This is a genomic window from Streptomyces sannanensis (assembly GCF_039536205.1).
Lineage (GTDB): Bacteria > Actinomycetota > Actinomycetes > Streptomycetales > Streptomycetaceae > Streptomyces > Streptomyces sannanensis.
In genome coordinates this window covers 3,381,474-3,402,899 of record NZ_BAAAYL010000001.1, presented here as the reverse complement: position 1 = coordinate 3,402,899, position 21,426 = coordinate 3,381,474, and the positions used below count along the sequence as shown (strand labels likewise).

Below are 21,426 nucleotides of genomic sequence, written 5' to 3'. Positions count from 1 at the left end.
CGCAGGAGTCAGCCGAGCAGCCGCTCCAGCACCACCGCGATGCCGTCGTCCTCGTTCGACGCGGTGATCTCGTGCGCCACGGCCTTCAGATCGTCGTGGGCGTCGGCCATCGCCACACTGTGTGCCGCCCAGCCGAACATCGGGATGTCGTTCGGCATGTCGCCGAAGGCGATCGTGTCCGCGGCCCGCAGCCCCAGCCGACGGGCCGCCAGCGACAGGCCGGTCGCCTTGCTCAGCCCCAGCGGCAGGATCTCGACGATCCCGGGGCCGGCCACCACCACGTCCACCAGATTGCCGACCGTCTGCCGGGCGGTCCGCGCCAGCGTGTCGTCGTCCAGCACGGGGTGCTGGATGTAGACCTTGGTCAGCGGCGCCGCCCACAGCTCCGCGGGGTTTTCGAAGGGCCGTGCCGGAAGTGCCGTGCTGTCCAGCGTTCGGTAACCAGGGCCGACCAGCACCTCGCCGTCGAGCCCGTCCCGGCTCGCCGCCAGGGCCAGCGGGCCGGTCTCCGCCTCGATCTTCGACACCGCCAGCGCGGCCAGCTGCCGGTCCAGCGTCAGCGAGGTCAGCAGCCGGTGCTCACCGGCGTGGTAGACCTGTGCGCCCTGTCCGCAGACCGCCAGGCCCTGATAGTCCAGGTCGTCCAGGATGTGCCGGGTCCACGGGACGGCCCGCCCGGTGACGACGATGTGCGCGGCGCCCGCCGCGGTGGCCGCGGCGAGCGCGTCGCGCGTGCGCTGCGAGACCGTCTCGTCGGAACGCAGCAGCGTCCCGTCGAGATCGGTCGCTATCAGCCGATAGGGGAAGCTCACTTGGCGGTGGGCTCCAGAACCTCACGGCCGCCGAGGTACGGACGCAGCACGGCCGGCACCCGCACCGAGCCGTCGGCCTGCTGGTGGTTCTCCAGGATGGCCACGATCGTGCGCGGTACGGCGCAGAGCGTGCCGTTGAGCGTCGCCAGCGGCTTGATCTGCTTGCCGTCGCGCACGCGCACCGACAGTCGGCGGGCCTGGAACTCGTTGCAGTTCGAGGCGGAGGTCAGCTCGCGGTACTTGCCCTGGGTCGGGATCCAGGCCTCGCAGTCGAACTTCCGCGAGGCCGAGGCGCCGAGGTCACCGCTCGCCACATCGATCACCCGGAACGGCAGCTCGAGCGAGGTCAGCCACTGCTTCTCCCACTCCAGCAGCCGCGCGTGCTCCGCCTCCGAGTCCGCCGGGTCGACGTACGAGAACATCTCGACCTTGTCGAACTGGTGGACACGGAAGATGCCCCGGGTGTCCTTGCCGTACGTACCGGCCTCGCGGCGGAAGCACGGGGAGAAGCCGGCGTATCGCAGCGGCAGCTGCGAGGCGTCCAGGATCTCGTCCATGTGGTACGCGGCGAGCGGGACCTCGGAGGTGCCGACCAGGTAGAAGTCGTCCTTCTCCAGGTGGTACACGTTCTCGGCGGCCTGGCCGAGGAAGCCGGTGCCCTCCATGGCGCGCGGGCGGACCAGCGCCGGGGTCAGCATCGGGATGAAGCCGGCTTCGGTGGCCTGGGCGATCGCGGCGTTGACGAGCGCGAGTTCCAGCAGGGCACCGATGCCGGTCAGGTAGTAGAAGCGGGAGCCGGAGACCTTGGCGCCACGCTCGACGTCGATGGCGCCCAGCGCCTCGCCGAGCTCCAGGTGGTCCTTGGGCTCGAAGCCCTCGGCGGTGAAGTCGCGGATCGTGCCGACGGTCTCCAGGACGGTGAAGTCGTCCTCGCCACCGACCGGGATGTCGGTGTGGACGAGGTTGCCGAGCTGGAGCAGCAGACGCCTGGTCTCCTCGTCGGCCTCGTTCTGCTCGGCCTCGGCGGCCTTGACGTCGGCCTTGAGCTGCTCTGCCTTCCTCAGCAGTTCGGCCTTCTCTTCGGCGCCGGCCTTGGGGATGAGCTTGCCCAGCGACTTCTGTTCGGAACGGAGCTCGTCGAAGCGGACGCCGGACGACCTGCGCCGCTCATCGGCGGAGAGCAGGGCGTCGACGATCTCGACGTCCTCTCCACGGGCGCGCTGGGAGGCGCGAACACGGTCGGGGTCCTCACGGAGCAGGCGAAGGTCAATCACCCCACCAGGCTACCGGTGCCCGCTGACGTCTCCCAGACGATTACGGGGGCGGGTGGTCAGTTCGCCCCGATTGCCGGAATTCAAGATCGTGAAGGGGAATTGCCCGGACGGCGGTCGAGTCATAAATACCGGGAATCTTGTCCACAGCTATATGTGGGGTCCTCGGTGGATCGGTCGAGTTATCCACAGCCTGTGTGGAATGCTGTGGACTTCGGAAGGGATTGCTCCAAAAGCCGCATGCGGGGCGAACGTTTCCCAGCCCAAACCTGTCTCACACGCTCATTTGGGTGGGAATTTCTCGCCCCAAAGGGCCGAACGATGGAATTGAGCCGACACAGCATGATCGCAAATGACTTGCCGCTCATGGGCTCCTCTGTCACGCCTGGGCGATTTGTCGACCATGCCGTGTTCGCCAAGTCGACTTGTCCCCAGGCCAAGAAGCGTGCCTGTGGATAACTTGCCCCGGCCGCACCGCGCGGGTCAGGCCCGGCCGTCCTGGCAGCGCGCCAGCCAGTCGAACGCGGCCACGAAGTCCTGGTCGGAGGTTCCGGCCCGGAGCGGAAGGACCTCCGCCGCCTCGACTCCTGCCCGCGGATACGACCCCAGGAACCTCACGTTCGGGCAGATCCGCTTCAGTCCCATGAGCGCCTCACCCACCCGGCGGTCCGCGATATGCCCCTCGGCGTCGACGGCGAAGCAATAGTTCCCCAGACCCGCCCCCGTCGGCCGCGAGTGGATGAGCATCAGGTTGACCCCGCGCACCGCGAATTCCTGGAGCAGCTCCAGCAGTGCACCAGGGTGGTCGTCACCCAGCCAGATGACCACCGAGGTCTTGTCCGCGCCCGTCGGTGCCGAGGGCCGGGCCGGCCGTCCCACCAGGACGAAGCGGGTCTGTGCGTTCTCCATGTCATGGATCTCGCTGACCAGCGGCTCCAGTCCGTACGTCGCCGCCGCGAACTCCCCGGCGAAGGCGGCGTCGTACCGCCCCTCCTGCACCAGCCGTGCGCCGTCCGCGTTGGACGCGGCCGACTCCCACACCGCGTCCGGCAGATTCGCCTTCAGCCAGTTCCGCACCTGGGTCTGGGCGGCGGGGTGGGCGGTCACCGTCTTGATGTCGGAAAGCTTCGTGCCCGGGCGCACCAGCAGGGCGAAGGCGATGGAGAGCAATACCTCGCGATAGATCATCAGCGGTTCGCCGGCGACCAGCTCGTCCAGGGTGCTGGTGATTCCGCCCTCCACCGAGTTCTCGATCGGTACGAGGGCGGCCGCGGCTTCCCCGTTGCGTACCGCGTCCAGGGCGGCCTGCACGGACACCGACGGGACGAGCTCCCGGGTGGCGGCCTCCGGGAGCGTACGCAGGGCGGCCTCGGTGAAGGTGCCCTCGGGACCCAGGTAGGTGAAGCGTGTGGCGGACATGAATTCACCCTAATGGCCTGGCGGCACTCAGGACTCCAGCAGCCGCTGACCGACGTACTCCCCTGACCGTGGCGCGCCGGGAACGGCGAACAGCCCGCTCGCCTCGTGCCGGATGAACGCCGACAGTGCATCGCCCCGGTCGAGCTTGCGCTGCACCGGTACGAATCCCCTCAGCGGATCCGCCTGCCAGCAGATGAACAGCAGGCCGGCGTCCGGCACACCGTCGCTGCCGATCCCGTCGTGGTACGAGAACGGGCGCCGCAGCATCGCCGCTCCGCCGTTCGCCTCGGGTGCGGAGATCCGCGCATGGGCGTTGAGAGGTATGACGAGTCCGCCGTCGGGACCGGTCTTGTCGAGGTCCATCTTGGTGGTCTCGGTTCCACCCGAAAGAGGGGCACCGTCGGACTTCTTCCGACCGATGACCTTCTCCTGCTTGTCGAGCGGGAGACGCTCCCAGTCGTCGAGCAGCATCCGGATTCTGCGCACGACGGCGTACGACCCGCCGGCCATCCACTCCGGCTTCCCGCTCTCCGGGACGAAGATCCGCCGGTCGAAATCGGGGTCGGACGGCTTCGGGTTGTCTGTGCCGTCGATCTGGCCCATCAGATTGCGGGTGGTCATCGGCTTGGCCGTCGCCCCGGGCGAGCGGTTGAAACCGTTCATCTGCCAGCGGACCCTGGCCGCCGCGCCCGCCTCCTTCTGCAGGGCGCGCAGGGCGTGGAAGGCGACCAGACCGTCGTTCGCCCCGATCTGCACCCACAGATCACCGTTGCTCCGCGCCGCGTCCAACCGGTCGGCGGAGAAGGCCGGAAGGGGGTCCAGTTGCGCCGGTCGCTGCGCCACCAGGCCCGTACGGTCGAAGAAGCCGCGGCCGAAGCCGAAGGTCACGGTCAGCGAGGAGGGCCCGGCGTCGAGGGCGATGCCCGTGTCCTGCCCGCCGGAGGCGACCGGTTCGCCCGCCATCAGCTTCTGCGCGGCGGCCGACCAGCGACGCATCAGCGAGGCTGCCTCCTTGCGCCCCGCGCCCGGGGCGAGGTCGAAGGCGACCAGATGGCCGCGGGACTGCATGGAGGTGGTGATGCCGGGCTGATGTTTCCCGTGAAACATCACCTCCGTCGCACCGACGTCGGTCAGTGCGGCCCCGCTGTCGGATTCCTCTGCGGCGGCGTAACCGGCCGCGCCGCCCACGGCGCCCAGCGCGAGTCCGGCCGCGCCCGCCGCGCCGACGGTGCCGAGCAGCCGTCGCCTGGACATCTCGATGTTGCTCACGGTGTCGCTCACGCTGGTCAGCCGATCTTCACGTTCTTCTTGACGGTTGCCTGGTCGATGTCGGAGGTGCGTACGGTCACGGCGATCTCCCACTCGCCCGGCATCGGGATCTGCACCCCGGCAGCGCTCCAGTGCCCGGTGGCGATGCGGTCGGGCACGACCGGCAGGGGCCCGATGTCCTTGGCCTTCAGGGTGAAGGCGGCCTTCACCTCGGGGGCGTCCAGCGGGCGCCCATCGGGGCGGTCGAGCCGGATGTCCAGCTTGTTGGAGCCGGTACGTCCCGGATCGAGGCCGATCCGGACGGTGCCCCGGCCGTCCTGGCCGCCGGTGTCGAAGGGGATGCTGATGCTGACGGGGCGGTCCGCCGCGGCGGCGCCACCCGCCGCTCTGGCAGCTTCTTCCGTGCGGCCGGGTTCGGTGGAGGTCAGTACGGTCGTCACGGCCAGCAGCACCACCGCGATCAGGGCCTCGGCCATCACGGACCGCCGCAGCCCGGACCGTTCGGGGTCGGCGTCCCGCTGCCGCTTGCGGGCGGTGGTGGCGATCGCGGCCTGCTGCCGGGCGAGTTGTGCGGCGCGTGCGGGGTCGGCGGGTGCCGGTTCCGCGGGAACGGTAACGCGTTCCTCGGCTTCCGGCTCCTCCGGCTCGTACGTCTCGGCGAGCCGTCCGGTCCAGCGCCGCGAGATCGAGGCCACGCCGATGAGGACGGCGACCAGGCCGATCTTGACGAGCAGCAGTTGCCCGTACGACGTGTCGGTGAGCGCCGACCAGGAGCCGACCTGACGCCAGGACTGGTAGATCCCGGTGACGGCCAGGACGAGGACGCTGCCGAAGGCGAGCCGCGAGAAGCGCTGTACGGCGGTGCGTTCGATGTCAGGAGCCCGGTGGAGGGCGACGAGCAGTGTCGTGAGCCCGCCGAGCCAGCAGGCCACGGCCAGCAGGTGCAGTACATCGGCCGGCATCGCGACGAGCGGCTGGATACCGGTCGAGGCGTGCTCGGAGAGTGCCCAGGTGGCGGCGATTCCGGCGGCGACGACGGTGCCGCCGATGGACAGCCCGAAGGCGAGGTCCTTCTTCTCCGCGGCGTCCCCGTCGTTCTCCCTTCTCGCATACGCCCCGAAGAGCACGGCGACGAAGAGCGCCGCGGCGCCGAGCAGCAGCAGCCGGGAGACCAGGGCGGCTCCGGCCTTGCTCTCCAGTACGGCTTTGAGTCCCGCCAGGTCGAAGGCGTCGCCGAGCTCACCGGAGCCGGTGTACGGATTGCGCAGCAGCAGCTGGGCGAGGGTGGCCGCGGTGAGGGTCACCCAGCCGTGGACGACGAGGCGCTGCACGGGGCGTACGCCCGCCCCGCGTGGCCAGCAGGCGAGGACGAATGCGGCGCCGCCGACGAGCAGGATGAATCCGGCGTACGCGGCGTAGCGCGCGGCGCCGTAGAGGGCGCCGACGAGCCCGCCGCCGACCTGCTGGTCGGGCAGGGCGACGGTGGTCGTGGAGGGGGCGCCGATGGAGAAGGTGAAGGCGCCGGAGACGGGGTGGCTGTCGGCGGAGACGGCCTGCCAGGCGACGGTGTAGGTGCCGTCGGGCAGGCCGGCGCGGAGGCCGGTGCCGTATTTGACGATGTTTCCGCTGGAGAGGTTGGTCGGTTCTCCGGTGTCGGCGCGCTTGCCGGCGGGGTCGAGGACGCGGATGGAGTCGTCGTCCATCGCGACCTGCTCGGAGAAGGTGAGGCTGACGGACCGGGGAGCGGTGGCGACCACCGCCCCGTCCTTCGGGTCGCTGCTGGTCAGCGCGGCGTGCGCGGAGGCGGGCGCCGCGCCGGTGAGCAGCGTGCCGAGGAGCGCCGCGACGACGGTCAGCAGGCGCGCCAGGACGGTGACGGTACTGAAGGAGCGTGGGGCGGTGGCCGTCATGGGTGTGTCAGTCCCTCGCTCGCTCAGTGGTGCTTCGGGTTGTAGGTGCGTTCCTTCACCGGAAGCTCGACCTTGACGGTGCCGGTCTTCTCGAAGTGCAGCTCGACGGGGACCTTCTGGCCCGGCTTCGGCTTCTCCTTGAGTCCCATGAACATGATGTGGCTGCCCCCGCGTTCGAGGTCGAGGGTGCCGTTGGCGGGGACGTCGAAGGACGTCGCCCGCTGCATCTTCTGGTTCTTGGTCTCGTGGATGGTGATGTCACTGGAGAGGCTGCTGGTGACCGAGGTGAGCTTGTCGGCGGCCGGGCCGCTGTTGCTGACGGTGAGGAAGCCGCCTGCCATCTCGGCGTCGACGGGCTCCGGCATGTAGGCGCCGCTGACCTTCAGTTCCGGCTTGCCGTCGGAGCTTCCGGAGCCGAGGCAGCCCGCGAGCGCAAGGCTCGCGGTCATCGCCGCGCAGGCCGCGAGGACGGTGCGGCGGCTCACGGGTTCTCCCCCTTGATGATCTTGGGGAGGTCCTTGGCGTAGTCGTCGGCGGTGGTGTCGTCGCCGTACACGACGTAGCCCTTGTCGGTCTTGGGGGAGAACGCGATCACCTGAGCGCCGTGCATGGAGGTGACACTGCCGTCCTTCTCCTTGTGCGGCGGGTCGATGCCGATGCCGATCTGACGGGCCCCGGCCTGGATGGTCGGGAAGTCGCCGGTGAGTCCGGTGAAGGACGCGTCGCCGGCGCTGGGGAGCCACTTGGCGAGTTCGGCGGGGGTGTCGCGTTCGGGGTCGGTGGTGACGAAGACGACCTGGAGCTTGTCCTGGTCGGCCTTGGGGAGGCGCTTCTTGGCCAGGGCGATGTTGCTCATCGTCAGCGGGCAGACGTCGGGGCAGTGGGTGTAGCCGAAGAAGATCAGTGTGGGCTTGCCCTTGGTCTGCTCGCGCAGGTCGTAGGGCTTGCCCTTGGTGTCGGTGAGCACCAGGTTCGGCTTCTCGAAGGGCTGGTCGAGTACGGTCGCGGCCTTGGTCGGCGCGGCGGGGACCTCGGCGACGGGGCTGTCGGCGGCCTTGGTGTCGCCGGCGCCGCACGCGGACAGGGTGAGTGCTGCCACCGCGGCGAGCGCGGCGGCCAGCACGTTCTTCTTGCGCATGGAGATGTGTTCCAGTTGTGGGGTCGGTGTGCGAGGGGGCGGGGTCACGCGGAGCGGCGGCGGCCGGCGATCACGCCGAAGGCCGCACCCGCGATGCCGATGACGATGCCCGCGATGCCGAGCGCCCGGGCGGTGGTGTCGCTGCTGTCGGCGGAAGACGCGGCGGCTTCCTGCTCGTGCTCGCCCGCGGCCTCGTCGTGGTGGCCGCCGCTCTTGTCGTCCTTCTCGCCGGAGCCGGAGCCGGAGCCGGTGCCGTGGTGGTGGTCGTCGCCGGTGGGCGTGGTCAGCTTCAGGACGGGCGCGGGGTTCTCCGGCTCCGCCTGGCCTTCCTTCGGCTCCTCGATCCAGCGGACGACCTCGTTGTCGGAGTACGTCTGGAGGGCCTTGAAGACCAGTTGGTCGGTGTCCTCGGGGAGCTGTCCGAGAGACAGCGGGAACTGCTGGAACTGGCCCGGCTCGATCTTTCCGCCGGTCCAGGTGACCTTGGTGACGGCCTCGTCGATCTTCTTGCCGTGGACCTCGAGCGGCTTGGCGAGCTTGCTCTTGGTGACCTCGGCCTTCCAGCCGGGCACGGGCTGCGGCATCACGGACGCCAGCGGGTGGTCGGCGGGGAGGGTGACTTCCAGCTTCACGGTCGAGGCGTTGTCCCGCTCGTTCGGCACCTTGAGGTTGACGGTCGCGTAGCCGCCCTTCGCGGCCTCGCCCTGCGGCTGCACGCTGACGTGCGCGAACGCGGGGCCGGAGAGCAGCAGTACGGCGGACGCGGCGATCGAGCCGGTGACGGCGATACGGCGAGAGGTGTTCATCACGGGATCTCCAGGTTCTGGAAACGGGAAGCGAGGTCCGGCGCACGGGTGTGCGCGGACGGCGCGATACCGCTTCCGTGGAGAGATCCGGCGGAGCGGGTCGCGTCAGGCTGCGAGGGAGTACTCGTCCGCGGGGGGCCCGCGCCTGATCACCGTGTGCTGGAGAGGCTCGGCGGCGCACGGAAGAAGCGCTGCGCCGGCGGTGCGCGGGGCGCGCGGCCCATGCGAGGGCGCGCCGGGGAGTCCGGCGCGCAGGGCCCGTACGAGCGCGAGCGCGGCGCGCAGGGAGCGTACGAGCGCGGCTGCCGCGAGCTCGCCGGCACCGTGCGCCGACAGCCGGGCCAGCCGGAGGAGTGCCAGTTCGCCGCGGCGCAGCAGCCAGCCGGCCGCGAGTGCGGCCAGCAGATGCCCGAGCGCCATCGGGAGGGTGAGCAGCGCGGTCGTGGGCTCGGCGGGCAACGGGGCCGGGTGATGGTGCTGCGCGGTGGGGTCGAGACCGGCGTCGGTGACTATGCGGTGCGCGTCGGCCACGGTCATGCGACCGTTCCCGGGCCCGCAGATCAGCTTCGTGGCGAGCGCCAGCAGCGAGGCGTCGCTGCTCGCGGACGCCTCCAACGCGGCACGGTGCTGGCCGAGGCCGAACAGGGTGTGCAGGGCGAACTGTCCGCAGGCCAGCGCGGCCGTGATGGCCGGCAGCGAGCGCTCCCGCCCGGCGAGTGTCAGCGCGGCCGTGAACGTCCCGAGGAAGCCGAGGGTCAGCGTCCACCAGGGGACGGGCGCGCAGGAGGCCAGGGCGTGTCCCGTCGCGGACAGCACGACGCAGACCGCGGTGAACACCGCGGCCCTCAGCAGCCGTGGACCGGCTCCGGTGCGCCCGACGGGAAGAGACATGGCCGGGCCATCATCGCACCGCGGCCCCCCGCGCCGTGCGGCAGGTCCGGAAAATCGCCGGAGGTCCGAAAAGTAGTCGTCCGGCCCTGGATGCCGATATACACCGGCATACGAGGTCCGCGCATCCGCCGATCGGGTGCTTTCGCGCCGATGGTGTGCTTACGGACCACGCGGCGCGGCAATAGGTATCGGTATGTCGAGCCGCAGCCAGGAGGCCGGAGCATGAGCATCTGGTGGTCACTCCACTTGCGGCGCGAGGCTGCGAGCGTTCCGCTCGCCCGTCGCCTGCTGCTCGGCACCATGGAGACCGCCGGGGTCGATCCGGACATCTCCTACGACCTGTCGGTCGCGCTCACCGAGGCCTGTGCCAACGCGGTCGAGCACGGCGGCGACGAGGGGTCCGGCGGGGCTTGCGAGGCCTACCGGGTGACGGCGTATCTGGACGGCGAGAAGTGCCGGATCGAGGTCGCCGATTCGGGGCCCGGTTTTCCGTCCCGCCGGGCCTGCCCCGCCGAGACGGGTTCCGCCCTGGCCGAGCACGGCCGGGGGCTGTCACTGATCGAGGAGCTCGCCGATCATGTCCATTTCGGGAACGGCCCGGGGCAGGGCGCGGTGGTGAGTTTCGACAAGGTCCTCAAATGGCGCGAGGACGCGCTGCTCAGGGTGGGCTGAGCGGCGCGCCCTCGTACGGGGTGCGGGGGCGGTCGTCAGGCCTGCTTGAGGCCCGCCATCCAGGACTCGACCTCGTCGGCCCGCCGCGGCAGGCCGGCCGACAGGTTCCGGTTGCCGTCCTCGGTGACCAGGATGTCGTCCTCGATACGGACGCCGATGCCGCGGTACTCCTCGGGCACGGTCAGGTCGTCGGCCTGGAAGTACAGGCCCGGCTCGACCGTGAGGACCATGCCGGCCTCCAGCGTGGCCTCGACGTACGTCTCGGTGCGGGCCACGGCGCAGTCGTGGACGTCCAGACCGAGCATGTGGCCGGTGCCGTGCAGCGTCCAGCGGCGCTGGAGGCCGAGCTCCAGGACCTTCTCGACGTCGAGGTCGCCGAACAGGCCCCACTCGACGAGCTTCTCGGCGAGCACGCGCTGGGCGGCGTCGTGGAAGTCGCGGTACTTGGCGCCGGGCTTGACCGCCGCGATGCCGGCCTCCTGGGCCTCGTACACCGCGTCGTAGATCTTGCGCTGGAGCTCGGTGAAGCGGCCGTTGATCGGCAGCGTGCGGGTCACGTCGGCGGTGTAGAGCTCGTTGGTCTCCACGCCGGCGTCGAGCAGCAGCAGGTCGCCGGAGCGGACCGCGCCGTCGTTGCGCACCCAGTGCAGGGTGGTGGCGTGCGGGCCGGCGGCGCAGATGGAGCCGTAGCCGACGTCGTTGCCCTCGACGCGGGCGCGCAGGAAGAAGGTGCCCTCGATGTAGCGCTCGGACGTCGCCTCGGCCTTGTCGAGGACCTTCACGACGTCCTCGAAGCCACGGGCGGTGGAGTCGCAGGCCTTCTGCAGCTCGGCGATCTCGAACTCGTCCTTCACCAGCCGCGCCTCGGAGAGGTAGGTGCGCAGCTCCTCGTCGCGCTCGGCGGTGACCTTGTCGGTGAGCGCGGCCTCGATGGCGGCGTCATGGCCGCGGACGTTGCGGACCGGCCCGGTGGCCTCCTTCAGCTGCGCGGGCAGCTCGCGGACGTCCTGGGCGGGAAGGCCCAGCAGCTGTCCGGCCTCGGAGAGGGAGTGGCGGCGGCCGACCCAGAGTTCGCCCTGGCCGTCCAGCCAGAACTCGCCGTTCTCGCGGTCGGAGCGCGGCAGCAGGTAGATCGTGGCCTCGTGCGTGTCGCCCTTGGGCTCCAGGACCAGGACGCCGTCCTGGGTCTGGTCGCCGGTCAGGTAGACGTACTCGGTGGAGGCGCGGAAGGAGTACTCGGTGTCGTTGGACCGGGTCTTCAGGTTGCCCGCGGGGATGACGAGCCGCTCACCGGGGAAGCGCGCGGAGAGCGCGGCGCGGCGGCGTGCGGTGTGCTCGGCCTGCGCGATCGGCTGAAGGTCGTGCAGCTCGGTGTCGGCCCAGCCGGACTGCATATTTGCTGCGAGCTCGTCGGACACGCCCGGGTAAAGTCCGTTCTTCCGCTGCTTGATCGGCTGTTCCTCAGTCTCCGACGGGGTCTCCGGCGTGAGCTCTTCGGCCACGGTCTTGCCTCCTCAGTACGACGCTGAACCATTTCACATCGTACGGGTGGCCGGTAAGGGACTACAGGCCGGAAAGCTACTGACTGGTCATCCGAAACGGGCTGCCAGGATCACCACGTCCTCGCCGTCGCCCCCGTGGTCCAGGCCGTGCGGCAGCACGGTCCGCAGCACATGGTCGGCGATCGAGCCGGGGTCGTCGCGCAGCGCCTTCGGCACGCTCGCCGCGGCCGCGTGGAGCCGCGCGAAGGCGCGGTCCGTGGGTTCGCCGGTGCGGTGCAGCAGCCCGTCCGTGTACAGCAATACCGTTTCTCCGGGTGCGGGGAAGACCTCCACGCAGGGGGCCTCCCAGCACGCGAGCATCCCCAGTGGAGCGGACAGCGAGGTCTCCACGAAGTCCGCGCGCCGGTCGCCGATGATCAGCGGCGGGGTGTGCCCGGCCCCGGCGAGCACGATCCTGCGGTGGGCGGGCTCGCAGTACGCGAAGAGCGCGGTGGCCGAGCGGGCGGGTTCGGTCAGCCGCAGCAGCAGTTCGAGGTCGGAGAGTACGGCGACGGGATCCTCGCCCTCCATGACGGCGTACGCGCGCAAGGAGGCCCGCAGCCGGCCCATCGCGGCCAGGGCGCTCGGGCCCGAGCCGGTCACCGAACCCACGGCGAGGCCGAGCGCCCCCTCGGGCAGTGACATGGCGTCGTACCAGTCGCCGCCGCGGGTGCCCGCGCGGTGGCGCGCGGCCAGCTGGACTCCGGGGATCCGGGGCAGCCGGCTGGGCAGCAGTTCCTCGGCGACGGTGGCCACGTCCCTGCGGGCGCGTTCCAGTTCGAGCAGGCGGGCCACGTGCTCCGTGGCGTACCGGCAGTAGAGGCCGACCAGGTGGCGGCGGCGTTCGGCGGGCTCGGCCGGTTTGTCGTACAGCCAGACCACGACGCCGAGCCGGCCGGCGGCTTCGGTGGCGAGCGGCAGCGTGTAGCTGGCCGCGTAGCCGAGGCGGGCGGCCACCTCGCGATGACGGGGGTCGAGGCCGGGCTCGCCGAGGATGTCGGGGTGGGCGATGCCGTCCGGGCCCACGGGCGGAAGTCCGTCCAGGATGCGGCCGTAGGACGTGGTGGAGCGCGGCAGGGTCTCGATGTGGCCGAGGTCGGATTGGTCCAGGCCGAGGCCGATGGTGGTGCCGGGGCCGAGACTGTCGCCCGGTTCGAGGACGACGAGGCCGCGGCGGGCTCCGACGAGGCCGGCACCGGCCCGCAGCAGTTCGCGCAGTGCCCCGTCGAGGGTGCCGGTGCGGGCGAGCCGCTCGGTGAGCTCGTACAGGGCGGTGAGATCGGAGACCCAGCCGGCGAGCCGGTCCTGGATCACTGCTCCGGGAGCGGGCGTGGAGCTGAGGAGGGGCGCAATAGTGTGCGCGGGGGTGGGGACGCCAGGATCGATTCCGGCCACTTTCGGCGGGAGCGCGGCGCTCATGGCAGCCGTCTTTCAGGCAGGGCGATTGTGCTGAACAGCATCGCAAACCCCCATGTGATTCTGCGCCGCCACCAATGCATCCACATGTACACGCACACGTGAGGGGATGTCCAGCATTGTCCTCGTGAGACTCCTGGTGTCAACGGGGAACCCAACTTGGCCAAAAAATGCCCCAAGTGGTGGATATTTGCGGTCGACTGTGGGTGTTCGGCAGTGCCTCCCCTCCTGGATCAGGCAAGGGGGAGCGTCGTGTCGAGCGTGGTGGGTACGTAATCGGTGACGGCCAGGGGCAGTTGAGGCCGCCTCGGAACCCCGCAGCGGGCCCGGGCGTCTCAGTCGCTGACGGTCTCGCCTCCACCCCCGAATGGCGGGGTAGCACACAGGGCCGGCAAGCGCCATGCGCGCGCCACCCCTCGCCATGGTTTTAATGGGCACAGCCTTCGCTCGGTTCTGACGGGTTACTCGTGCAGCAGGCTTGTACAGAGCGTGTACGCGCAGTGAAGTGATGCACACACGGTGTGATGTGGACCTCGGCGTTCAACGGAAAGGAACGAGCGCTCATGCGCGAGATCCTCGGAAGGCGGCGCAGGCTCCTGTCCCGGCTCGGGTTGTCCCCGTCGAAGGCGGGGGGCGGGAGGCCTGCCCATCTCGACGCGGCGCTGACATGCGCCACCGCATGGAAATGGCCGGTGCTTCCCGGTGTGGGACTGGCCCGGGACAGCGGCGGCCGGAGCGGTCGTGGCCGGGCCTGCGCCTGCCCCGACCCCGAGTGCACCGTTCCCGGTGAGCACCCCTTCGATCCCGGGCTGCCGGCCGCCACGACCGACGAGCGCATGGTGCGCTGGTGGTGGACCAACCGCCCCACCGCCCCGGTCGTCCTGGCCACCGGCGGCGCCGCGCCATGCGCCGTGAGCGTGCCCGCCATCGCCGGCGCCCGCGCGCTGGCAGCCCTCGACCGGGCGGGGATGCGGCTCGGCCCGGTGGTCGCGACGCCCGCCCGGTGGTCGCTGCTGGTGGCGCCGTACTCCCTGGAACGGCTCGGTGAACTGCTGTACGCCAAGGACCGGGTGCCGGGCTCGCTGCGCTTCCACGGCGCGGGTGGCTATCTGGTGTTGCCGCCGTCAGAGGTGGGGGCCGGACAGGTGCGCTGGGAGCGCGGCCCTTCCCCGAGCTCTCGACTTCGTTCGAGCGGGGGAGACCTCGTCCCCGGTTCGGCCGCGCCCTGGCTGCCCGATGTGGAAGCGGTCCTGGACGCGCTGGTCGAATCACTCGTACGGGTGTGAGCTCGGCCGAGCCGTCCGGGAAATGGGCGCGCGGCTCGCCGGACGTCCTTCCGCCACATCATCGGTACGGAACTGACTTCCGTGCGCGACGGTCTCGGAATTCGCCCCGGTCGGCTCCGGCCGCGACGGTCCGCTGTTGTTGCGCTCCGGAAGCAACTCGCCGCAGAACGGGGGGAGTTGGCCGATCGTTCGTGTGCGATAAATGCCCGCACTTTGCCCCGGGAACGCAGACGCCCGATCGCTGGCGACGGGGGATGCACCAGCGATCGGGCTAACTGAACCGTAACAAGAGATCTGCCGTTCGCAAATTCGATCTCTGTTATTCGGGCCGGGATTTACCAGCCATTACCACGCGTTGTGACCGGAGTCACTCAGCTCAGCGTGATCTGGCGGTTGGTGAGCCCGCCGCGTGCCCGGCGCTCCTCCGCCGTCAGCGGCGCGTCCGTGGTGAGCGCTGCCGCGAGGCGCTCGGCGAACTCGGCCGCCGGCTTCTCGCACTCCTCGGCGCCCATGCCGTGCGGCAGGTCCCAGACCGGGACGGTCAGGCCGTGCGCCCGGAAGGAGCCGACCAGCCGGGTACCCTCGCCCAGCGACGACGTACCCGCCGCGTGCAGCCGGGCCAGCGCGTCGAGCAGCCGCTCCTCGGGGTGCGGCATGACCCAACGCAGATGGTTCTTCTCCGGGGTCTCGCACCAGTAGGCGGCGTCGACGCCACGCAGCTTGACCGTCGGGATCGCGGCGGCGTTGGCGCGCTCCAGGGAGGCGCTGACCTCGGGGCTGGCGTTCTCGGAGTCCGGCACCCAGAACGCGAAGCCGGAGTGCACGACCGGCTCGAAGGGCGCCTCGGGGGCGAGCAGGTCCTGCAGGCGCGGCGCCCCGGCGGAGGCGCGGGCCCCGGTGACCGGGGTGCCGGGCGTGGCGGAGAGCGCCTGCTGCAGGGTGGCGGCGAGGTCTCGGCTGAGGTCGCCGGAGGGGGTGTCGTTCTGCAGGCCGAGCAGGACCGAGCCGTCCTCGCGGCGCAGCGCGGGCCAGGCCATCGGCAGCACGGTCGCCAGCGTCACGGACGGCACGCCCTCGGGCAGCCCGCCCTTCAGGGTGAGCGCGACGGTCGCTGCGGGCACGAGCTCGCGCAGCGCGATCCAGTCGCATTCGCCGGTCAGGCCCTCGAAGGGGCGCTGGACCAGCTCGGTCACTGCGTGCGCGGCGGTCCGGCCGTGGCAGGCCTTGTAGCGGCGGCCGGAACCGCACGGGCAGGGTTCACGGGCCCCGACGACAGGCACGTTCTCATCAGCGCCTGCGGCGGGGGCTCCCTCGGTCCGCTGAGGCTTGCCCTTCACCTGGGGGCGTTTCTTGGCCATGGTGGGCTCTCTCCCGACTGCGGTGGTGCGATGTCGGGCGCGAGCCTAGTCGCAAGTCGGGCGTCGGCCCCGCCGTTGACCGTCGCGATCAGTCCAGGTCGTCGTACGCGTCCGCGAAGTCGAAGCCCGGCACCGCCAGACGGGTGGCGAAATCCTCGCGGCGATGGCCCTGCGTGACGACGGCCCACACCGTCACCTCGCCGGACGCGCTGTCGCGTACGCCCCAGTCCTGGGCGAGCGCCTTGATGATGTTGAGGCCGCGGCCGCCGCGTGCGGTCACCGAGGGCTTGGCCGGAATCGGGCGGGTCGGGCCGCCTCCGTCCGTCACTTCCACCGTCAGCCGCCCCGCCCCGTCGACGCGCCAGGCGGCGCGTACATCGCCGTCGCCGGAGTCCGCGTGGCCCAGCGGTCTGCCGTGCCGGCAGGAATTGCTGAGCAGTTCGGAAAGGATCAGTACGGCATCGTCGACGACCGATTCAGGCACCCCGCTGCCGAGCAACTGCTCCTGCATCCGATGCCGTGCCTGCCCCACGCCCGCAGGGCCATGGGGTACGGCCATGCTCGACGACGTGGGCACCTCCTGTGCCACCACCAACGCCACCCCCGAGACCTCCTTTGCCCCACGCCACGGAGTGGATGCCCCCATGGCCTGGACCGGAAACCGGCCAGGCGTGCACCAGTGACGCATTCGTAACGATCGAATACGGACCGAACGCGCCGGTGCACTCCCTGTGAGGGGCCGCCTGCCGGTGGTGCTTCAGCGGCGTCCCAACTGGGCCAGGACCTGCTTGGGGCGGTTGGTGATGATCGCCTCCACGCCGAGCCGTGCGCACAGGTCGACGTCCTCCGGCTCGTTCACGGTCCATACGTGCACCTGGTGGCCCGCGTCGTGCAGCCGCTCGACGTACTCGGGATGGCTGCGGACGATCCGGATGCCCGGGCCCGCGATCCGGGAGCCGGCCGGCAGCCGCCCGTCGCGCAGCCGGGGCGACAGGAATTGCATCAGATACACGGTGGGGATGCCGGGAGCCGCCGCGGCCACCCGGTGCAGCGAGCGCGCGGAGAAGCTCATGACCCGCACCGGGGAGGGCTCGTCCGGCGCCGGTGAGTCCATGCCGAAACGCCTCAGCAGGGACAACAGCCGTTCCTCGACCTGGCCGGCCCAGCGGGTGGGGTGCTTGGTCTCGACGGCCAGCTCGATACGGCGGCCGCCCGCACGGGTGTCGCCGACCAGTTCCAGCAGCCGTTCCAGGGTGAGTACGGACGTACTGTCCCGGTCCCAGTCGGGCGCCTCGACCGGGTCCTCCTTCCAGGAGCCGAAATCGAGGGCGGCAAGATCGGCGAGCTCGAAGGCGGAGACGGCGCCGCGGCCGTTCGAGGTGCGGTTGACGCGGCGGTCGTGCACGCAGACGAGGTGGCCGTCCGCTGTGAGGCGGACATCACATTCGAGGGCGTCGGCGCCGTCCTCGATGGCCTTTTTGTACGCGGCCAGGGTGTGCTCGGGGGCGTCCTCGGAGGCCCCACGATGGGCCACCACCTGGATCGGGGGCTGGTTCGGGTGCCGACGTGCATGGGTCACCGCGTCATGGTGTCAGACCGCCCGGCAGGGGTGTCCGCTTTGTCTTGAAGTAAAGGATCACGCGTGGACGCACAGATCCTGCTTACAGTGGTCTGACGTGCTGTGGGCCAAGGTGGACGTGTACATACCGCCAGCCGATGTGGAACCAAGGAGAGAGCTGTGAGCACCGAGAACGAGGGCACTACGGTCCCGGCGGTTCCGGCGACCCCGCCTGCAACTCCTGCACCGGCCGCCCCGTCCGCTCCGCCCGCTTACTCGGCGGGGCCCGCCTCCGGAATCTCTCCCGAGCCCGCCGCTGAGCAGCCGTCGGGCCCCGTTCCGGGACACCTGCCCCCGGACGCGCCCGCCGGTGGCGGCGACTGGCCTCCCGCTCCCCCCGCGTACCCCGCCCACGGCGGTTCCGGCGGCGGCCCTGTCTGGGGCGCCGCGGCGGCCGTGCCCGCGCCGGCCGGTCGCCGGCGCAGGGGCGGCCTGGCCGCCACCGTGCTGGTTGCCGCGCTGCTCGCAGGCGGCGTCGGCGGCGGTATCGGCTACTGGGCCGCCGAGCGGACCGACAGCGCCATCGGCTCCACCACCGTCTCCGCCTCCGGCACGCCCACCGACCTCAAGCGCGATTCGGACACGGTCGCCGGGGTGGCGGCCAAGGCACTGCCGAGCGTCGTCACCATCGAGGCCCAGGCCGGGGGCTTGGGCGGCGAGGGCGGCACCGGCACCGGCTTCGTCTACGACAAGCAGGGCCACATCCTCACCAACAACCATGTGGTGGCCTCTGCGGCGGACGGCGGCACACTCACCGTGACTTTCGCCGACGGCAAGAAGTACGACGCCGAGGTGATCGGCCGTGCCCAGGGCTACGACGTGGCCGTACTGAAGCTGAAGAACGCCCCGGCCGGCCTCACCCCGCTGCCGCTGGGCAACTCCGACCAGGTCGCGGTGGGCGATTCGACCATCGCCATCGGCGCGCCCTTCGGTCTGTCCAACACCGTCACCACCGGCATCATCAGCGCCAAGAACCGCCCGGTGGCCTCGGGCGACGGCTCCGGCGGCAAGTCCTCGTACATGAGCGCCCTGCAGACCGACGCCTCCATCAACCCCGGCAACTCCGGTGGTCCGCTGCTGGACTCGCGCGGCGCCGTCATCGGCATCAACTCCGCCATCCAGTCGACCGGCAGCGGTCTGGGCCAGACGCAGTCGGGCTCCATCGGACTGGGCTTCGCGATCCCCATCAACCAGGCGAAGACCGTCGCCGAGCAGCTGATCAGGACCGGACAGCCGGTCTACCCGGTCATCGGTGCCACGGTCGCCATGGAGGACCAGGGTTCCGGTGCAGTCATTGCCACTCAGGGCGCCGGCGGCACACCCGCGGTCGTCCCCGGCGGCCCGGCGGCCAAGGCGGGGCTGAAGTCGGGTGATGTGATCACCCGACTCGGCGACCGTGCGATCGACAGCGGTCCGACCCTGATCAGCGAAATCTGGACCCACAAGCCCGGCGACTCGGTCTCCGTGACCTATGAGCGCGGCGGCAAGGAACACACCACCCAGATCACCCTGGGCGAGCGCAGCGGCGACAACTGACGCGAGCGCGGACGAGGGTGGGTGCCGTACTCCGGCACCCACCCTCGTCCGTTTCTCCGGCTGGTACTTCAACGCGACGTAGTCGCCGGTCGCCGTGACGCACGCGACCGTGGAGTTGCCGGTGTACGACCAGCGTCAGCAGCCCGCGGCATTCGCGGTGGTGGTCGTCCGCAGATTGCCGGCCGAATCCATGGTGACCGTCTCTGGCCGAATCCTGTCGTAGCAAGGTCAGGGAAAAATGGGCGGGCTGACGGACCCGGAACAGAGCATTGCCCCACACGGGCGCCGCGGCCGGTAGTCTGTACCCGCTCCGGCCCTGGTGGGCAGGGGCGGAGGTGGGTTGCCCGAGCGGCCTAAGGGAACGGTCTTGAAAACCGTCGTGGCGCGAGTCACCGTGGGTTCAAATCCCACACCCACCGCCACATGAAATGGCCCCTGACCAGGTAGAACGGTCAGGGGCCATTGTGCTGCGCGGTGCCCACCAGCCGCCGTGGTTCCCAGCACGATGGGGCACGGAACGGAGCATGGGCACCTTCTGTGCTCTATCTACAGCGGTCGTTGGTGGTCACACCGGTTGTGCTCTTCGAGGGCACTACCGGGCTGGACCGGTTGCTGTGGTTGCTGTACTCCGCTGCTGTACTACCGCGTGATCAGTCGTGGTCGGGCATCTGGGCGCCCGTACGACAGGATGCGCGGCAGCACTTCGCGCATGCGTGCCACGTCCGCCGCTGGAGCACGGAGCAAGACTTCGACGACGGGATCGGTCAAGCCAAGGTCGTCCAACGACAAAGGGTCCAAAGTTACCCGCAGCACATCGCCGTCCAGCTGCACCTCGCGAACACAGCCGTAGGCGGTGCCCTGGTCGGGCGTGACAAGACAATGCGTGTCCATGCCCAGGGTCACTTCCTGCGTATCGGGCTCGTCGAAGTCGCACATGAACAGGAGGGAGAATCCTTCCCCGCCGTTCGACTCGGCCAGACCCGCCATCATGCAGTCGTCTTCGTCCGGATCGTCGAGTCCGCAAGCAATCCGCGCCGTGAACCTGTACGTCATGCAGGCGTTCTAGCACTCGGGGCTGAGACGAGAACACGGGTGCCGGCAACCATCGGTCGGTCTCCATTCGAGCGGAGGTGTGGTCAGCGTGCTCGACGCCACGCGGTAAGCCGGCGCGGGCGGACGGGCGGCGCACGTCGACCGGCCAGGCGGCACACGGTCCGCCTGGCCGATCCGACAGCCCGACCAGGTGGTCAACGTGTCCGGTCGAGTGCCTGCTGGAAGGCGGTGGCGTGCCGGGCCTCGTCCGCAGCGGTGTCGCGGAAGTAGCGGGCGGCGACGGGGTCGCCGGCAGCCGTGGCCCGCTTGGCGAACCCCGGGTACAGGGTGGTCGCCTCGTTGCGCTCGCCGGCGACGGCCTTGCGCAGGTTCTCCCTCGTGGTGCGTACCAGTCCGGCCAGCACCGCCTCGCCGGCGAAGTGCTCGTGCAGTTCCACCCCGGCCGTACCCTCCCACAGGCGGGCCAGCGCGAGGTTGCCGGTCTGCTTCGCGCGTGCGGCGAAGAGCATGTACTTGGCGTAGGCGAGCCCCTCGCCATGCATCGCGGTGTCCAGGTTGGCCTTCGTGCGGGCGGCCTTCACCTTCGGCAGCCCGGCAGGCACCGACACCACATCGGCCTTCGGCGGCGCCGGGATGGTGCCGTGACCGGTGGTCACGACCGCGAGTGCGGCGCGGAAGGCATCGCGGTGGCGGCCCTCGTCCGCAGCGATCTCGGTGAACAGCTCGGCGGCGTTCAGGTCTCCGTCCCGCCGGGCTTGGTCCGCGAAGCGGCGGTACATGACCTGGTGTTCATATGTCTCCCCGTTGATGGCCTGGCGCAAGTTGGCCGCGTTCGTGCCGACCACGCCGGCCAGGGTGGCGGCCTGGTGCAGATGCTCATTCAGTTCGGTCCGCGCCGTGTCGCGGAAGAGCCGGCCGACGGCGGGGTGTGCCTCACGGTCGGCTTGAGTGCCGTAGAGGCTGTAGGCGGCGTGGGCGAACCCCTCGCCCTGCATGGTGGTGGTGAGGTCGGCGAGGGTCTGCGGGCGGAGAGCCCGGGCGGCGGCGTGCGTCGCCTGGTGGGGCTCGGCCGAGGTGGCCAGGGCCAGGGCCGGGGCCGCTTGCGACGCCGCACTCAGCGTGCACAGGCCGACCAGAAGCGTGCGTATCGAGTGGCGGAACATGATGTCCTCCCTCCGGGGGCCTCTCGGGGAGGCACCCCTCACCCATATGACCTACACGGCCGCACGCCCGCCCCTTTGCTTCACCCAGTCGAGTGACTCCCTCATGTGATCGGGGCAGTACTGCAGCCTGTTGCGCAGCAATTTCGGATGGAGACCGGCATTCGTTCGAGGATGCGGTTCGCGAGGTGGTTGTCGGCTTTTGTTCCTGCGTTCAGGCTCCGATGGCCCGTAGCGGCCGACTGACGCAGGATGGCCTCAGAGCCCGCC

General features: G+C 70.4%; 19 protein-coding genes and 1 tRNA gene. 4 read left to right on the top strand and 16 right to left on the bottom strand.

Annotated features, from left to right (window positions below; genetic code table 11):
- Positions 1–8: 8 nt before the first annotated feature.
- The 9 genes from ABD858_RS16075 to ABD858_RS16035 form a co-directional block, all read right to left on the bottom strand.
- Positions 9–812 carry an HAD family hydrolase gene (locus tag ABD858_RS16075; protein WP_345037965.1) on the bottom strand — a complete coding sequence of 268 codons (804 nt, stop codon included), beginning with the start codon at positions 810–812 and terminating at the stop codon, positions 9–11.
- Complete coding sequence (serS, locus tag ABD858_RS16070; protein WP_345037962.1) at positions 809–2,086, bottom strand: serine--tRNA ligase; 1,278 nt, start codon at positions 2,084–2,086, stop codon at positions 809–811. Before serS ends, ABD858_RS16075 begins: the two co-directional genes overlap by 4 nt.
- Before the next feature lie 480 nt (positions 2,087–2,566).
- A complete protein-coding gene (gene pheA, locus ABD858_RS16065) occupies positions 2,567–3,502 on the bottom strand; it encodes a prephenate dehydratase (RefSeq protein ID WP_345037960.1) in 936 nt (311 codons plus the stop codon).
- Positions 3,503–3,529: 27 nt separating this feature from the next.
- On the bottom strand, positions 3,530–4,756 hold the full coding sequence (efeB, locus tag ABD858_RS16060) for an iron uptake transporter deferrochelatase/peroxidase subunit (RefSeq protein ID WP_345044585.1): 1,227 nt from the start codon (positions 4,754–4,756) through the stop codon (positions 3,530–3,532).
- Positions 4,757–4,788: 32 nt separating this feature from the next.
- Entirely contained in the window at positions 4,789–6,681 is a 1,893-nt protein-coding gene (locus ABD858_RS16055; protein ID WP_345037958.1) for a copper resistance CopC/CopD family protein, read from the bottom strand.
- Between the two features lie 23 nt (positions 6,682–6,704).
- A complete protein-coding gene (locus ABD858_RS16050; protein WP_345037956.1) occupies positions 6,705–7,166 on the bottom strand; it encodes a copper chaperone PCu(A)C in 462 nt (153 codons plus the stop codon).
- Complete coding sequence (locus ABD858_RS16045) at positions 7,163–7,819, bottom strand: SCO family protein (RefSeq protein WP_345037954.1); 657 nt, start codon at positions 7,817–7,819, stop codon at positions 7,163–7,165. The genes ABD858_RS16050 and ABD858_RS16045 overlap by 4 nt, the downstream gene beginning before the upstream one ends.
- 44 nt (positions 7,820–7,863) lie before the next feature.
- Positions 7,864–8,625 carry a YcnI family copper-binding membrane protein gene (locus ABD858_RS16040; RefSeq protein WP_345044582.1) on the bottom strand — a complete coding sequence of 254 codons (762 nt, stop codon included), beginning with the start codon at positions 8,623–8,625 and terminating at the stop codon, positions 7,864–7,866.
- Between the two features lie 105 nt (positions 8,626–8,730).
- Entirely contained in the window at positions 8,731–9,516 is a 786-nt protein-coding gene (locus ABD858_RS16035) for a hypothetical protein (protein ID WP_345037952.1), read from the bottom strand.
- Positions 9,517–9,738: 222 nt separating this feature from the next.
- Between ABD858_RS16035 and ABD858_RS16030 the strand changes: the two genes are divergently transcribed.
- Positions 9,739–10,188 (top strand): ATP-binding protein, encoded by a 450-nt coding sequence (locus ABD858_RS16030; RefSeq protein ID WP_345037951.1) that lies wholly within the window; start codon positions 9,739–9,741, stop codon positions 10,186–10,188.
- A 35-nt stretch (positions 10,189–10,223) separates the two neighbouring features.
- On the opposite strand, the gene ABD858_RS16025 is transcribed toward ABD858_RS16030, so the two are convergent.
- Positions 10,224–11,690, bottom strand: a complete 1,467-nt coding sequence (locus ABD858_RS16025) for an aminopeptidase P family protein (protein ID WP_345037949.1) — start codon at positions 11,688–11,690, stop codon at positions 10,224–10,226.
- An 87-nt stretch (positions 11,691–11,777) separates the two neighbouring features.
- Positions 11,778–13,148: a PP2C family protein-serine/threonine phosphatase gene (locus ABD858_RS16020; protein ID WP_345037946.1), complete on the bottom strand. Its 1,371-nt coding sequence runs from the start codon at positions 13,146–13,148 to the stop codon at positions 11,778–11,780.
- A 560-nt stretch (positions 13,149–13,708) separates the two neighbouring features.
- On the opposite strand from ABD858_RS16020, the gene ABD858_RS16015 reads away from it, so the two are divergent.
- Positions 13,709–14,431: a bifunctional DNA primase/polymerase gene (locus ABD858_RS16015; RefSeq protein WP_345037944.1), complete on the top strand. Its 723-nt coding sequence runs from the start codon at positions 13,709–13,711 to the stop codon at positions 14,429–14,431.
- 371 nt (positions 14,432–14,802) lie between these two features.
- Here the strand turns inward: ABD858_RS16015 and ABD858_RS16010 are convergent, their stop codons facing one another.
- The 3 genes from ABD858_RS16010 to ABD858_RS16000 form a co-directional block, all read right to left on the bottom strand.
- Entirely contained in the window at positions 14,803–15,789 is a 987-nt protein-coding gene (locus tag ABD858_RS16010) for a DUF5926 family protein (protein WP_345037942.1), read from the bottom strand.
- A gap of 88 nt (positions 15,790–15,877) precedes the next feature.
- The gene (locus tag ABD858_RS16005) at positions 15,878–16,477 is read right to left on the bottom strand and encodes an ATP-binding protein (protein ID WP_345037940.1); all 600 of its coding nucleotides are present in this window, start codon (positions 16,475–16,477) and stop codon (positions 15,878–15,880) included.
- A 69-nt stretch (positions 16,478–16,546) separates the two neighbouring features.
- Positions 16,547–17,368 carry a glycerophosphodiester phosphodiesterase gene (locus tag ABD858_RS16000; protein WP_345037936.1) on the bottom strand — a complete coding sequence of 274 codons (822 nt, stop codon included), beginning with the start codon at positions 17,366–17,368 and terminating at the stop codon, positions 16,547–16,549.
- Positions 17,369–17,527: 159 nt separating this feature from the next.
- Between ABD858_RS16000 and ABD858_RS15995 the strand changes: the two genes are divergently transcribed.
- Both ABD858_RS15995 and ABD858_RS15990 read left to right on the top strand, forming a co-directional pair.
- Positions 17,528–18,943 (top strand): S1C family serine protease, encoded by a 1,416-nt coding sequence (locus tag ABD858_RS15995; protein ID WP_345037933.1) that lies wholly within the window; start codon positions 17,528–17,530, stop codon positions 18,941–18,943.
- Positions 18,944–19,277: 334 nt separating this feature from the next.
- Positions 19,278–19,365, top strand: a tRNA-Ser gene (locus ABD858_RS15990).
- 217 nt (positions 19,366–19,582) lie between these two features.
- Here ABD858_RS15990 and ABD858_RS15985 read toward each other — a convergent pair.
- Together ABD858_RS15985 and ABD858_RS15980 are read right to left on the bottom strand one after the other, a co-directional pair.
- Positions 19,583–19,996, bottom strand: coding sequence for an Imm10 family immunity protein (locus ABD858_RS15985; protein WP_345037931.1), 414 nt, complete (start codon positions 19,994–19,996; stop codon positions 19,583–19,585).
- Positions 19,997–20,190: 194 nt separating this feature from the next.
- Positions 20,191–21,159: a ferritin family protein gene (locus tag ABD858_RS15980; protein ID WP_345037929.1), complete on the bottom strand. Its 969-nt coding sequence runs from the start codon at positions 21,157–21,159 to the stop codon at positions 20,191–20,193.
- Positions 21,160–21,426: the final 267 nt, after the last annotated feature.